This is a genomic window from Kitasatospora sp. McL0602, from assembly GCF_052076145.1.
Classification (GTDB): domain Bacteria; phylum Actinomycetota; class Actinomycetes; order Streptomycetales; family Streptomycetaceae; genus Kitasatospora.
On the sequence record NZ_CP197246.1, the window covers coordinates 2,929,823 to 2,943,888 of the forward strand.

The following is a 14,066-nucleotide window of genomic DNA, read 5'->3' on the forward strand; positions in this document are numbered from 1 at the left end:
CCGTCAGAGGATGCGCAGCAGGCGGGACATGATGGACGGCGGGGCGAGGTCGCCCTGCAGGGTGACGGGGACCTCGGTACGGCCGTCGCCCTCGCCCGCGCTGATGGTGCCGACCTGAGTGCCGGCCTTGGCGGTGTGGCCGAGTGCGGCCTTGTCGAGGGTGACCTTGGCGGTGATGCCCGACCAGCCGGCGACCGTCAGGTCCTTGGCGGCGACGACCGGGACCTTGCCGCCGAGGCCGTCGTCGACGTACCCGACGACCTGGCCCTGCTTGGCCAGGGTCTGACCGGTGAGGCCGGCCTGGGAGGCCGTGATGATCTTCTGGCTGACGGTCTGGGCGGCCTTCAGGATGTTGTCGGTGCTGGTCGCGGGCTGGCCCAGGGTGACGCCGAGGATCATCCGCTTCGTGCCGCCGATGTCCTTGACGGCGGCCCACATCAGGCAGGAGCCGGCCGGGGTGGAGGAGCCGGTCTTGACGCCGATGACGCCGTTCTTCGCGGAGAGCAGGGCGTTGGTGTTGTAGACCCGCTGGCCGTTGAAGGTGGTGTCGGGGGTGGCGACGATCTGCCGGAAGATCTCCCCCTGCATCGCCAGCTCGGCCAGCTTGAGCTGGTCCTTGGCGGTGCTCTTGGTGTCGTTGCTGTAGCCCGCCGGGTCGGCGTACTTGGTGTTGGTCATGCCGAGCTTGGCCGCCTGGTCGTTCATCTTCTGGACGAAGGCGTCCTCGGTGCCCGCGTCCCAGCGGGCGAGCAGCCGGGCGACGTTGTTGGCCGACGGCAGCATCAGCATCTCCAGCGCGTCGTACTGGGTGAGCTGCTGGCCCTCGGTGAGGGTGACGCGGGACTGGTCGGCGTCGCTGGACTCCTGGGCGGCCTGCTTGTCGACGGTGATCTTCGGGCCGCTCTCGCCCTTCTTGAGCGGGTGGTCCTGGAGGATCAGCACGGCGTTCATGACCTTGGTGACGCTGGCGATCGGCGCGGGCGTCTCCTGGCCGGAGCTGCCCAGGCTGCCGACCCCGACCACCTCGGCGGCGGCCTGGCCCTTGGCGGGCCACGGCAGGGCGAGCTGGTCGCCGGTGAAGGTGAAGGAGCCCGCCAGCGAGAGCTTGCCCTGCGGGGCGGGCAGCGGGCGCAGCAGCTGGCCGGCGACCGCGATGCCGAGCACGAAGCCGAGGAAGACCGTCCAGATGGTGAACCGCTTGAGTCCACGGCGGAACGGGGAGACCGGCCGGGCGCTGAGCGCGGCGAGCACCTCCATCGCCTCGGAGGTGGTCTCGGGCGCGGGCAGCGGGGCGGGCACGGGCAGCGGCGCGGGGTCCGGTACGGGGAGCGGCACCGGGGCGGGGAGCGGCGGCCGAGGCGGGACGGGGGTCGGGACCGGAACAGGCTCGGGTTCGGGCTCAGGAGCGGGTTCGGGCTCCGGCTCAGGAGTGGGCTCCGGCTCGGCCGGGGGCTCGGGGACAGTGCCCGCCGAGGCGACGGTGCCCGCCGAGGGCTCGGTGGCTGCCTCAGGGCTCTCCTCCGCCTCAGGGGCCTCCTCCGCATCGGCAGTCACAACGGCCGCAGAGGCCGCCGCCGGCTTCTCCTGCTTGTCCCGGATGGCGAGACGCGGGTCGACCGTCGCCGCCGGCTCGGCGGGCTCGGTCTCGGGCTCGGGCTCGGTCTCAGGCTCCGGGGCCCGCTCGATGTGCTTGACCTCGGACGGGAGCCGCAGGGCGGTGGTCGCGTTGTCCACCGGCATCCGCAGCATGGTGGTGTCGGTGTCCACATCGCGGACCCGCAGGGTCACCGTCGAGCTGCTCCTCCCCTCCCCGGTAGCGGGCCGCTCGGCCGGTGCCTCGGGCGCCACCGCCTCCGCTTCCGCGTCGCGCCGCACACTGTCCGGGGACTCGCCCACGTAACCCATCCTCCTCGTCCGCCCATGCCGGGCCGACCTCATTTCGTACGGCTTCCCGCCGCACATCCGTAGCTGTACAGTCTCCGCCACCGGCGGCCGTTCCGGCGGCCACACCCCGCCCGACCGGCCGTTATTCTCCCGGCCGGACGCGTCCACGACTGTTCGAAGTCAGGGACGCCGGGCCTGCTGGGCGCGGTTCCGCCCTGTCGTGCCAAGGTCACGATTCGGAGGCGTACTCGACAAGCCGCTGTGAGAGGCGTCACTCTGTCTTCCATCCACGCGGGGAGGCTTGGATGGGCAAGAGCCGCAGAACAATTCCCGAGGAACTCCTGCTGCTCGCTCTGGACCCGACCACGGGCACCACAGCGCAGCCGCAGACCCTCGACCTCGGACTCGCCGGGGCACAGCTCGTCGAGCTGTCCCTGGCCGGACGAATCGTCCCGGACGGAGACCGGATCGCCGTGGTGCTGCCACGGCCGACCGGTGATCCGACCCTGGACCATGCACTGGAGCTGCTGCGCCGTCGTGGCAGCCCGGTGCGAGCCGCGCACTGGATCGGCGGGCCCCGACTGGGGCTTCGGCAGACGTACCTGGCGCACCTGGAGCGGTGCGGCATGGTCACGGCTGTGCCGGGCCAGGTGTGCGGGGTGCTGCCGACGATGCGCTATCAGGCATCGGACGACTGCACCAACGCCGCCATCAAACAGCGGCTGGACACCGCCATCCGGACCGGTGTGCCGCCGGACCCCCGGACGGCCGCGCTGGCCGCGCTGGCGCACTCCGTCGGCCTGGGCAAGCACCTCTACCCGGGCAACGAGGGCAGGTCCTCGCGGTCCAGGCTGCGTGACCTGATCCGGTACGACCCGCTCGGCGGGATGGTCGCGCACGCCGTGATGGACGTGCAGAACGGCCTTCCGGCGCAGCAGAGCCGTACCCAGCCCGGCGCGGCGGGCAGCCGTCCTGCCGTCCCTGCCAGGGCGGCCGTGGGCGGCCGAGGAGTGGCCACCCACGTCGGTGCCAGGTGACCTCCACGGCGTGATCTCCGCAGCGGAGTGAGCAGTGGAGTGAGCCAGGCGCCGCAGCACGGCGGCAGGGCACACGGCGGTACAGCACTTCGGGGCGGTTCGCCCGGCACACCGGTGCCGGGACGGGCTGCCCCGCTGTCGTCCCCGGATCCGGCGCCGGGGAGGCAGCGCGGGTGTCGTGGGGGTCGGTCACACCCAGGGGGACGCAGTCGGCCCTTTATCGGTTCCAGGGGGTCGGGCGCAACCAGCGTCGTCGCATTTGAGTGATTTTCCGACGATCTGTTCTACCTTCCTGGGCCGATTCCCCGGCGCCGACCAGAGCCGAGATGACATGCTGCTCCAAGTCAGGGGGGTTGGTACCAATTTCCACACTCTTCCGAGGCACGCCGCTCCTCGGCGTGCCAGAGGTCCGGCCGGAGGTCGATGTGTCCGCCAGCATCAATCCGACAGTGCGTCGACGCCGTCTCGGTGCCGAACTGCGGCGTCTGCGTGAGCTGAGGGGGATGACCGCCGAGGAGGTCGCCGGGCGCCTGATGGTCTCCCAGTCGAAGATCAGCCGGCTGGAGAACGGCCGACGCAGCATCAGCCAGCGCGACGTGCGCGACCTCTGCGACGTCTACGAGGTCGGCGACGACCGGGTGCGGGCCGGGCTGATGGAGATGGCCCGGGAGTCCCGGCAGCGCGGCTGGTGGCACGAGTTCGGCGACATCCCGTACAGCGTCTACATCGGGCTGGAGGCCGAGGCCTCCTCGATCCGGGCCTACGAGACCAGTTACGTCCCCGGCCTGCTGCAGACCCGCAGTTACGCCGAGGCCGTCGTCGCGGGGAGCTCCCCGGACTACGACGCCGCGGCGGTCAGACGCCGGGTGGACGTCCGGTTGAAGCGGCAGAGCCGGATCTACGGCGAGAACCCGCTGGCCAGCTTCTGGGTCGTCATAGACGAGGCCGTGCTGATGCGGGAGGTGGGCGGGCCGCAGGTGATGGCCGATCAGCTCTACCAACTGCTGGAGCTCGGCGAGCGGCCCAACATCAACCTCCAGGTCATTCCGTTCACGCACGGGGCGCACCCCGGCATGACCGGGACATTCTCCCTGATGGAGTTCCCCGAGTCAGCGGATTCCACGGTTGTCTACTTCGAAGGGGTGACGAGCGACCTCTACCTCGAGAAGGAGGCCGACGTCCGCCGCTATACCCATATGTACGACCACCTGCGAGCGGCCGCGCACAGCGTCGCGGACACCCGCGCACTGATGAACACCTATGTCGAGAGGTTCACGAAATGACCAGCAACCTGACCTGGCGCAAGAGCACCTACAGCGGCCCCAACGGCAACTGCGTCGAGATCGCCCTCCCGAGCACCGCCACCGTCGCCGTCCGTGACTCCAAGAACCCCGGGGGCCCCCAGCTGCACTTCTCCAAGGAGGCCTGGGCCGCCTTCGCGACCGCCGCCGGATCCGGTGTCTTCGGCACGATCTGAACCGCTCCCCCGTGTGTGACCGGTGCCCGCCGCCCCCCGTACGGCGGGCACCGCCATGTCCGGTGGCAACGGCTCCGGGCGGCTCAGCAGACCGGGTAGCGCTCGTTCCAGCCGGTGGGAGCCCCCGCGCCGTGCAGTTCGGGGCCGTGCAGCAGCTCCAGGGCGAGGTCGTCGGCCAGCTCCAACACGGTGGCGCGGCCTTCGAGTTCGGCCAGCAGGGCCGGCGGGAGGGCGGTCTCGCCGTGCAGGGCGCCGAGCAGGTTGCCGCAGATCGCGCCGGTCGAGTCGCTGTCGCCGGAGTGGTTGACGGCCAGCAGCAGGCCCGAGGTGACGTCGTGGGCGACCAGCGCGCAGTAGAGGCCGATCGAGAGCGCCTCCTCGGCGACCCAGCCCTCGCCGAGCGCCTCGACCCGCTCGGCGGACGGCTCCCCGGCCCGGACGGCGTCCAGGGCGGCCCGCAGCGCCGCGGTGGTCTCCTCGTGCGCCGGGCGCTCGGAGAGCAGCGCCAGAGCCAGGTGCACGCCCTCCTCCAGGGTGCCGCCCCGGGCGACCGTGTGGACGATCACCGCGAGGGCGCCCGCCGACAGGTAGCCCGTCGGGTGTCCGTGGGTCAGCACCGAGCACTCGACGGCCAGTTGGAAGACGAGTGTGGGCTCCCAGGCGGTCAGCAGCCCGAACGGCGCCGCCCGCATCACCGTGCCGCAGCCCTTGGAGTGCGGGTTGCGGGGCTCGTCCAGGGTGCCGAGCCGCTCGGCGTCCGGCCCGGTGAGGCCGGACAGGCAGGCCTGGCCGGGCGCCCGCTGGGCGTAGAGCCACTCCTCGCGGCCGAGCCAGCCGAGGTCCTTGCGGCGCTCGTCCGGCCCCCAGTCCTGCTGGGTCGCCGCCCAGCGCAGGTAGGCCCGGTGCACGTCGGTCGGCGGGTGCCAACTGCCGCTGTCGCGGCGGATGTGCGCCCGGATCAGGCCGTCGACGGTGAAGAGCACCATCTGGGTGTCGTCGGTGACGGCGCCCCGGCGGCCGTACGCGGGTATGTACCCCGTCACGCCCTCCGGGCCGTGCGCCGCGCGGATCTTCTCCAGCGACTCGAACTCGACGCCCGCACCGAGCGCGTCACCTATCGCCCCGCCGAGCAGACAGCCCCGCACCCGGCTCCGGAAGTCCTGCTGCTGCGCGCGTGACCACAGTGGCATCACCGGTTCGGCACCTTTCGTCCTGCTACGGGGAGCTGATTATCTGCGCGGGCATCCGCACTGTATTCGAAGTGCTCCCCGGGACGGCAGGCCCGGCCCTCCCGCTAGTCGAGCACCGGCAGCAGCTCCGGGAGGTGCCCGTCGGAGGCCAGCGCGACGGCCCGGCGGTCGGCGGGGACCTCGCCGTAGGTGGTGGTCCGCTGGCGGTGCGGGCGCCCGGCGGCCTCGGCGATGGCCTCCAGCTGCCGGACGGACTGGTAACTCCCGTACGCCGAACCGGCCATCCGCGAGATGGTCTCCTCCATCAGCGTGCCGCCCAGGTCGTTGGCCCCCGAGCGGAGCATCTCGGCGGCGCCCTCCGCGCCGAGCTTCACCCAGCTGGTCTGGATGTTGGGGATGTGGGTGTGCAGCAGCAGCCGGGCCATCGCGACGACTGCCCGGTTGTCCCTCGTGGTCGGGCCCGGACGGGCGATCCCGGCGAGGTAGACCGGCGCGTTGGTGTGGATGAACGGCAGCGTCACGAACTCCGTGAAGCCGCCAGTCCGCTGCTGGATGCCGGCCAGCAGCCGCAGGTGCGCGAGCCAGTGCGCCGGGGTGTCGACGTGGCCGTACATCATCGTGGAGGAGGAGCGGATGCCCAGCTCGTGGGCAGTGCTGACGACCTCGACCCAGGTCGCGGCCGGGAGCTTGCCCTTCGTCAGCACCCAGCGGATGTCGTCGTCGAGGATCTCGGCGGCCGTACCGGGGATGGAGTCGAGCCCGGCCTCCTTCGCCTGCTGGAGCCAGTCGCGGATCGAGAGCCCGGTGCGGGTCGCGCCGTTGACCACCTCCATCGGCGAGAAGGCGTGCACGTGCATGCCCGGCACCCGCTGCTTCACCGCGCGGGCGATGTCGAAGTACGCCGTGCCGGGCAGATCCGGGTGGATGCCGCCCTGCATGCAGACCTCGGTCGCCCCCACCTCCCAGGCCTGCTCGGCCCGGTCCGCGACCTGGGAGAGCGAGAGCGTGTAGGCGTCGGCGTCGGTGCGCCGCTGCGCGAACGCGCAGAAGCGGCAGCCGGTGTAGCAGACGTTGGTGAAGTTGATGTTCCGCGTGACGCAGTACGTGACGGTGTCGCCGACCGCGTCGCGGCGCACGTCGTCGGCGATCCGGCAGAGCGCGTCCAGCGCCGGGCCCTCGGCGTGGAACAGTGCCAGCGCCTGGTCGTCCGTCAGCTTCACCGGGTCGTCGGCGGCCACCGCCAGAGCCTCCCGCACGTCACCCGTGAGCCGCTCCACGGCCCCGGCCCCGACCCCGGCCGCGACCTGCTCCCGCAGCACCTCCCAGTCCCCGTACACCTCGTCGAAGTCGTCGCGGCGGTCGCCGGTGCGGCCCTCGGTGTCGATGGTGCGGTGCAGGTCGGTGCGGCCGGAGGCGGCGGGCAGATCCTCCGGCTCCTGCCACGGCAGGCCGGACGGCCGGACGTCCCGGGCCAGGCCCGTCGCCGGGTCGGCCAGCGCCTGGACATGCGGCAGGATGCGCGGGTCCAGCCAGGGTTCGCCGCGCAGCACGTACTCCGGGTGGACGGCGAGGCGCTCGCGCAGCTCGAAGCCCTGCTCGGCGCTGCGGGCGGCCAGCTCCTCGATCCGGGGCCAGGGGCGCTCGGGGTTGACGTGGTCCGGCGTCACCGGGGAGACCCCACCCCAGTCGTCGATGCCCGCGCCGATGATCAGCTCGTACTCCGAGTCGACCAGGTTCGGCGGCGCCTGGATGCGCGCGGACGGCCCGAGCACCAGCCGGGCGACGGCGATCACGGCGGCCAGCTCCGCCAGCTCGGCATCCGGCCGGGCCCGCATCGCCGTGTCCGGCTTGGCCCGGAAGTTCTGGACGATCAGCTCCTGGATGCCGTGGTACTGCCGGGCGACCCGGCGGATCGCGAACAGCGCCTCCGCCCGCTCCTCGTACGTCTCACCGATGCCGATCAGCAGGCCCGTGGTGAACGGCACCGAGCTGCGCCCGGCGTCCTCCAGCACCCGCAGCCGGACGGCCGGCTCCTTGTCCGGCGAGCCGAAGTGCGGGCCGCCGGGCTCCGACCAGAGCCGGGTCGCGGTGGTCTCCAGCATCATCCCCATCGACGCCGCGACGGGCTTCAGCCGCTGGAACTCCTGCCAGCTCACCACGCCGGGGTTCAGGTGCGGCAGCAGCCCGGTCTCCTCCAGCACGCGGATCGACATCGCCCGCAGGTAGGACTGGGTGTCGTCGTAGCCGTGCGCGTCGAGCCACTCCCGGGCCTCGGGCCAGCGGTCCTCCGGCCGGTCGCCCAGCGTGAAGAGCGCCTCCTTGCATCCCAACTCCGCACCCCGGCGGGCGATCTCCAGCACCTCGTCCGGCGACAGGAACATCCCCTGCCCCGCCTTGCGGAGCTTCCCCGGCACGGTGACGAAGGTGCAGTAGTGGCACTTGTCCCGGCAGAGCCGGGTGAGCGGGATGAACACGCTCTTCGAGTACGTGATCACGCCCGGCCGCCCCGCGGCCTCCAGACCCGCGTCCCGCACCCGCGCCGCGCTCGCGCACAGCTCCCTCAGGTCATCGCCTCCGACCTGCAGCAACACCGCCGCCTCGGCGAGGTCCAGTGCGACGCCACTCCGTGCACGGTGCAACGCCCGCCGCACGGAGGAGGCGGAGGGAGAGGGGGTGTCCGTAGCCATGGGCCGACCCTACGCGACCGCCCTCCCCCGACCGCGTTCGTCCCCTGGGTGTACACCGACCCTGAGACGGACTCAGGGTCACTTGCACCGAGGGGTGTACAGCGATTGCCTCCTCAGGACGATGCCCCGGGCCGGGGTGAGGGACTTCAATGGAGGAGCAGGAAAGTTGACAGCAGTGACGACGGAGGGGTTGAACGTCATGGTGGAGAACGGCGTGCCGTACCGGTCCGGTAGGCGCAAGGCGGCCCGGGTGCTGGTGCCGGTCGCGGTGGCCGCGATCGCGGCAGCGGGCATCGGGCTGGTGCCCGCACTGGCCAGCGACTCGGGGCCCAGCCTGCCCTCGCTGACGGCGGACCAGGTGGTGGCGAAGACGCTCGGATCGGACGTGCAGGCGCTGTCCGGCACCGTGCAGCTCTCGGTCGACCTGGGCGTACCGACGCAGCTGCTGGGCGCGGCGAACGGCATGCTCGCCCACAGCGGCGGCAGCGGCGGCAAGAACGAGACCCGGGCCGACCCCAAGGGCCAGATCATGCAGATGCTGGGCGGTGACCACACCTTCCAGGTCGCGGCGGACGGGCCGGACCGGCAGCGCATCGGCGTGGTCGACAGGCTCTCCGGCTACGAGCTGATCCACAACGGTGACCAGCTCTGGGCCTGGGACAGCGCCAGCAACGAGGTGTACCACCTGACGAGCCCGCAGCAGGCCGGCGGCAAGCACCCGGAGGCGGCGCTGCCGAAGGGCGTCCTGCCGAAGGGCGTGCCGACGACGCCGCAGGAGCTGGCCAAGCAGTTCCTGACGCAGAGCGCGGCCACCACCTCCGTCACGGTGGACGGCACCGCGACCGTCGCCGGACAGAAGGCCTACCAGCTGAGCGTGAAGCCCAAGCAGAGCGGCTCCACCATCGGCGACATCCGGATCTCGGTGGACGCGGACAACGGCGTGCCGCTCGCGGTGGTCGTGAAGTCCGAGAGCGGCAGCACGATCCTGGACACCCACTTCAGCTCGGTCTCGTTCGCCAAGCCCGACGCGAAGACCTTCCAGTTCACCGTGCCGAAGGGCGCCCGCGTCACCGAGCCGAAGGCCGACGCGAAGACCGACGCGAAGGCCGACCCGAAGGCCGACCCGAAGAGCGCCCCGAAGGCGGGCGCCGCCGGGGTCGCACCGGCCGTGAACGACAACGGCTGGCTCACCGTGGTCAGCGGCAAGCTGCCGGCCGGCAAGCCGGCCGACGCCCAGCAGAAGGGCATGCCGCGCGACGCCTCGGCGATGCTCAAGACGCTCGGCAAGCCGGTCAAGGGCGGCTCGCTGATCAGCACCAAGGCCCTCAACGTCCTGCTCACCGACGACGGCCGGTACTTCGCCGGCGCCGTGACCCTCCCGGTGCTGCAGAGCGCCGCCGGGGTGAAGTAGTGACGAGCGCTCCCACCCGAGGCGGCACGGCCTCGGACGACGTGATCCGCACCAGCGGGCTGACCAAGCGCTTCCGCGGCGGCCAGCTCGCCGTGGACGGGCTGGACCTGACGGTGCCCCGAGGCAGTGTCTTCGGCTTCCTCGGGCCGAACGGCTCCGGCAAGACCACCACCATCCGGATGCTGATGGGTCTCATCGCGCCCTCCTCCGGGACGGCGGCCGTGCTCGGTGTACCGATGCCGCAGTCGGCGGGCTCGGTGCTGCCCCGGGTGGGAGCGCTCATCGAGGGCCCGGCCCTGTACGGGCACCTCTCCGGGCGGGCCAACCTGGCCCGCTTCGACGCCGCCGACCCGACCTCCGACTCCCGCACCCGGGCCGCCCGGATCGACCACGCCTTGGAGCGGGTCGGCCTGACGGCGGCGGCGGGCAAGCGGGCCCGCGCCTACTCGCTGGGCATGAAGCAGCGGCTCGGGCTCGCCTCGGCCCTGCTCCAGCCGCGCGAGCTGCTGGTGCTGGACGAGCCGACCAACGGCCTCGACCCGCAGGGCATGCGCGAGATCCGCTCCCTCATCCGTGAGGTCGCGGCCGAGGGCACCACGGTCTTCCTCTCCTCGCACCTGCTGGACGAGATCGAGCAGGTCTGCACGCACGCCGCCGTGATGGCGAAGGGCCGCCTGCTGGTGCAGGGCACCGTCGCCGAGCTGGCGGCGCGGGCCCAGGGCCGCCTGGTAGTCCGGACGCCCGACACCGCGCTCGCCGCCGAGGTGCTGGGCGCCCGTCAGATCACCGACCTGCGGCAGGACGAGGGCCGGGTGGACGGCGTCGGCGGGCCGTCGGAGGGGCTGGACGGCGAAACGCTGGCCAAGCTCTGCGCGGCGCTGGTGGAGGCCGGGGTGCGGGTGCACGGCTTCGGCGTCGAGCGGGGCACGTTGGAGGACGCCTTCGTGGCGCTGACCGGGGAGGGTTTCGATGTCGCTGGCTGAACCGGCCGCGCCGCAGGCCGCAGACGAGAACACGCAGGCACGGACACAGGCACCGGCGCAGGCACACGCGCCGGTCGTACGGAGTGTCACGGCGGGCGGCTTCCTGGCGCTCTTCCGCAGCGAGATCTCGCTGACCTTCCGCCGGACGCGGACGATCGCGATGCTCGGCATCCTGGCTTCGCTGCCGGTGCTGATCGGCATCATCGTGCGCATGCACACCGACGGCTCGGGGCGGGGCGGCGGCCCGGCGTTCGTCGCCCAGGTCACCCAGAACGGGCTCTTCCTGGTCTTCACCGCCCTGGCCCTCGCGCTGCCGATCTTCCTCCCGATGACGGTCGGCGTGGTCGCCGGGGACTCGATCGCCGGCGAGGCCAGCACCGGCACCCTGCGGTACCTGCTGGTCGCCCCCGCCGGGCGGACCAGGCTGCTCGCGGCGAAGTTCGCGGCCGCCCTCGTCTTCAGCCTGGCCGCGACGCTCACCGTGGCGCTGGCCGCACTCGCCACGGGCGCGGCGCTCTTCCCGCTCGGCGAGGCGACGCTGCTCTCCGGCGACACCATCAGCTTCACCGACGCACTGCTCCGGGCCGTGCTGATCGCGGGTGTGGTGGCGGCCTCGCTGGCCGGCCTGGCGGCGATCGGGATCTTCATCTCGACCCTGACGGGCAGTGGGATCGCCGCGATGGCCAGCACCGTCGGGCTGGTGATCGCGGTGCAGATCCTGGACGGCTTCCCCCAGCTGTCGGCGATCCAGCCGTACCTCTTCACCCACCAGTGGCTGAGCTTCTCCGACCTGCTGCGACAGCCCATGCACTGGGACAACGTGCTGCAGAACCTGGGCCTCCAGGCGGTCTACGTCGCCGTCTTCGGCTCGGCGGCCTGGGCCCGCTTCAGCAGCCGGGACGTGGCTTCCTGAGCCCGCCGGGCCTGGTCTAGGTGAGGGCGCCCGTACGGGAGGTCGCCGCCGCGCAGGCCAGGACGGGGAGTTGGGCGGGGGCGATCAGGAACAGCGGTGACCAGTCGGGGCAGACCAGCCGGACCCCGGCGGTCAGGCCGTGCAGGCGAGCCCGGTGGGAGCCCTTGAGTTCGACCCGGTCCAACCGGTACGGGCGGCTCAGGGTGATCGCCGGGCGCCCGTGCCGCTGCCACTGGATCAGGGCCGGGTGGGCGCTGTCCCGCCCCGGGGTGATCAGGAGCTCGCCGGTCTCGGCCGCGTCCATCTCCCGCCGCACGGCGAGCACCCGCAGGGCCTCGCCCGCAGACGCCGGGCCGGGCACACCCCGGCGGAACTGCCGGGCGAAATGCCCCGTGAGCTGGACCATCGCAACCCCATCCTGTGGCGCGTCGGCAGGGCTGCCGAGCGGGGTAGGTACGGCACCCCGGACGTTAGCAGGAGAGGGGGGTTGTTGAGGAGATCCGGCAACGAGTTCTTCACACGAGCACCTGTCTCAGCCCGCGAGGGCGAGGGCCTCCTCCCGGCTCTGCCGGAGCTGGCGGAGGGCATCCGCGCTGAGCACCACCAGGGCGGCCCAGACCAGACCGAAGCCGGCCCAGCGGACGGGCGGCATCGACTCGTGGAAGACCACGATGCCGAGCAGGAACTGGAACACCGGCGTCAGGTACTGGAGCAGCCCGAGCGTGGTCAGCGGCACCCGTACGGCGGCCGCGCCGAAGCAGAGCAGCGGTATCGCGGTGATCACCCCGCTGAGCATCAGCAGCCCGGAGTGGCCCCAGCCGTGCACGCCGAAGCTGCCCCGGCCGGTGGCACCGAGGTACACCAGGTACCCGACCGCGAAGGGGAAGAGCACGGTGCTCTCCACCGCGAAGCTCTCCGCCCCGCCGAGGCCGACCTTCTTCTTGAGCAGCCCGTAGGTGGCGAAGGAGAGGGCGAGCGTGAGCGCGATCCACGGCGGCCGCCCGTAGCCGACGGTGAGCACCGCGACGGCGGCGGCACCGATGCCGACGGCCGTCCACTGCGCGGTACGCAGCCGCTCCCGCAGGACGACGACACCGAAGCCGATGGTCACCAGCGGGTTGATGAAGTACCCCAGGCTGGCGTCGACCACGTGCCCGGAGTTCACCGCCCAGATGTACACGCCCCAGTTGACGGAGATGAGTGCGGCCGCCGCGGCGCAGAGCGCGATCCGCCTCGGCTCGGCGAGCAGCGGCCTGACCCACTGCCACTTCCGCTGGACGGCGAGCATCAGGGCGACGGCGACCAGCGACCAGGCCATCCGGTTGGCCAGGATGTCGGTGGCACCGCTGGGCGCGAGCAGCGGCCAGAACAGCGGGAAGAGCCCCCATATGCCGTACGCCGTGGCGCCGTACCAGGCGCCCTTGGCGGCCTCCCGCCGTGCGTCGTCCACCATCGATGGGCCTGCCCTTCGCGCGCGCCGCTGTCGTGCCGACGGTAGCGGGCGAGGGGCAGGCTGTCATCTGCGTATCCACGTTTTGGTCATGACGCCTGCGTCATGACCGTGGTGGGGGTCAGGCGGCCAGGGCCGCCTTCACCGTGTCGGCGAGCGGGGTGGTCGGGCGGCCGATCAGCCGGGCCAGGTCACCCGTCGTGCGGGCCAGCTCGCCGCGCTCGATCCCGGCCTCCACGTCCACGAAGACGTCCGCGAAGCCCGCCGGCATCCCGGTGGAGACCAGCACCGCGTGGTACTCCGCCGCCGTGAGCTCGCGGTGCACCACCGGGCGGCCGGACTGCGCCGACAGCTCGGCGGCGTACTCGCCCAGGCTCCACGCGACGTCGCCGCTCAGCTCGTACGCCCGGTTCTCGTGCCCCGCACCCGTGAGCACCGCGACGGCGGCGTCCGCGTAGTCCCGGCGGGCGGCGGTGGCGACCCGGCCGCCGCGGTTGCTGCCGACGACCTCGCCGTGCTCGACGGCGCCGGCCGCGTGGGCGGTGTAGTTCTCGGTGTACCAGCCGTTGCGGAGGAAGACGTACGGCAGGCCGGAGGCGAGGATCAGGGCCTCCGTCTCCTTGTGCTCGTCGGCGAGCCCGAACTCGGTGCCGCCCAGGATGCCCGTGTACGCCAGCAGCGCGACCCCGGCGGCCTTGGCGGCGTCGACGACCGCGCGGTGCTGCGGCGTCCGGCTGCCGATCACGTTGCTGGAGATCAGCAGCACCTTGTCGCCCGCGCCGAAGGCGGCGGCCAGCGTCTCGGGCCGGTCGTAGTCGACCACCCGGACACTCACCCCGAGCCCGGCCCAGTCGGCGGCCTTCTCGGCATCGCGGACGGCGACGGCGATCTCGCCGGCGGGGGTCCGGGCCAACAGGCCCTCGACGACGTGGCGGCCGAGCTGTCCGGTGGCACCGGTGACGACGATCATTGCTGCTCCCTGGGGTCTTGTGTTCCTGCCTTCGCTCACTCACCCTAGGAGAGGTACTAACCTT

The 14,066-nt window shown here is 72.2% G+C and carries 12 protein-coding genes; 6 read left to right on the top strand and 6 right to left on the bottom strand.

Features of this window, described 5'->3' with window-relative positions:
- Positions 1-3: 3 nt before the first annotated feature.
- On the bottom strand, positions 4-1,896 hold the full coding sequence (locus tag ACR68M_RS13210) for a D-alanyl-D-alanine carboxypeptidase family protein (protein ID WP_441250664.1): 1,893 nt from the start codon (positions 1,894-1,896) through the stop codon (positions 4-6).
- Between the two features lie 293 nt (positions 1,897-2,189).
- On the opposite strand from ACR68M_RS13210, the gene ACR68M_RS13215 reads away from it, so the two are divergent.
- The 3 genes from ACR68M_RS13215 to ACR68M_RS13225 all read left to right on the top strand — a co-directional run bounded on the left by ACR68M_RS13215 (position 2,190) and on the right by ACR68M_RS13225 (position 4,398).
- Positions 2,190-2,921, top strand: a complete 732-nt coding sequence (locus ACR68M_RS13215) for a GOLPH3/VPS74 family protein (protein ID WP_441250665.1) — start codon at positions 2,190-2,192, stop codon at positions 2,919-2,921.
- A gap of 425 nt (positions 2,922-3,346) precedes the next feature.
- Positions 3,347-4,204 carry a helix-turn-helix domain-containing protein gene (locus ACR68M_RS13220; RefSeq protein WP_441250666.1) on the top strand — a complete coding sequence of 286 codons (858 nt, stop codon included), beginning with the start codon at positions 3,347-3,349 and terminating at the stop codon, positions 4,202-4,204.
- Positions 4,201-4,398 carry a DUF397 domain-containing protein gene (locus tag ACR68M_RS13225; RefSeq protein ID WP_441250667.1) on the top strand — a complete coding sequence of 66 codons (198 nt, stop codon included), beginning with the start codon at positions 4,201-4,203 and terminating at the stop codon, positions 4,396-4,398. The genes ACR68M_RS13220 and ACR68M_RS13225 overlap by 4 nt, the downstream gene beginning before the upstream one ends.
- An 83-nt stretch (positions 4,399-4,481) precedes the next feature.
- Here the strand turns inward: ACR68M_RS13225 and ACR68M_RS13230 are convergent, their stop codons facing one another.
- Together ACR68M_RS13230 and ACR68M_RS13235 are read right to left on the bottom strand one after the other, a co-directional pair.
- Positions 4,482-5,588, bottom strand: coding sequence for an ADP-ribosylglycohydrolase family protein (locus ACR68M_RS13230; protein WP_441250668.1), 1,107 nt, complete (start codon positions 5,586-5,588; stop codon positions 4,482-4,484).
- Positions 5,589-5,692: 104 nt separating this feature from the next.
- Positions 5,693-8,275, bottom strand: a complete 2,583-nt coding sequence (locus ACR68M_RS13235) for a bifunctional FO biosynthesis protein CofGH (RefSeq protein WP_441250669.1) — start codon at positions 8,273-8,275, stop codon at positions 5,693-5,695.
- A gap of 175 nt (positions 8,276-8,450) precedes the next feature.
- On the opposite strand from ACR68M_RS13235, the gene ACR68M_RS13240 reads away from it, so the two are divergent.
- From ACR68M_RS13240 to ACR68M_RS13250, 3 genes are read left to right on the top strand one after another with little or no spacing between them, the layout of a single operon-like run.
- Positions 8,451-9,686 carry a LolA family protein gene (locus ACR68M_RS13240; protein ID WP_441251604.1) on the top strand — a complete coding sequence of 412 codons (1,236 nt, stop codon included), beginning with the start codon at positions 8,451-8,453 and terminating at the stop codon, positions 9,684-9,686.
- Positions 9,686-10,669, top strand: coding sequence for an ABC transporter ATP-binding protein (locus tag ACR68M_RS13245; RefSeq protein ID WP_441250670.1), 984 nt, complete (start codon positions 9,686-9,688; stop codon positions 10,667-10,669). The genes ACR68M_RS13240 and ACR68M_RS13245 overlap by 1 nt, the downstream gene beginning before the upstream one ends.
- Positions 10,656-11,582, top strand: coding sequence for an ABC transporter permease (locus tag ACR68M_RS13250; protein ID WP_441250671.1), 927 nt, complete (start codon positions 10,656-10,658; stop codon positions 11,580-11,582). Before ACR68M_RS13245 ends, ACR68M_RS13250 begins: the two co-directional genes overlap by 14 nt.
- Positions 11,583-11,598: 16 nt before the next feature.
- On the opposite strand, the gene ACR68M_RS13255 is transcribed toward ACR68M_RS13250, so the two are convergent.
- The 3 genes from ACR68M_RS13255 to ACR68M_RS13265 form a co-directional block, all read right to left on the bottom strand.
- Entirely contained in the window at positions 11,599-11,988 is a 390-nt protein-coding gene (locus ACR68M_RS13255) for a hypothetical protein (protein ID WP_441250672.1), read from the bottom strand.
- A gap of 126 nt (positions 11,989-12,114) precedes the next feature.
- On the bottom strand, positions 12,115-13,035 hold the full coding sequence (rarD, locus tag ACR68M_RS13260) for an EamA family transporter RarD (RefSeq protein WP_441250673.1): 921 nt from the start codon (positions 13,033-13,035) through the stop codon (positions 12,115-12,117).
- Positions 13,036-13,153: 118 nt separating this feature from the next.
- Positions 13,154-14,002: an SDR family oxidoreductase gene (locus ACR68M_RS13265; RefSeq protein WP_441250674.1), complete on the bottom strand. Its 849-nt coding sequence runs from the start codon at positions 14,000-14,002 to the stop codon at positions 13,154-13,156.
- Positions 14,003-14,066 lie beyond the last annotated feature (64 nt).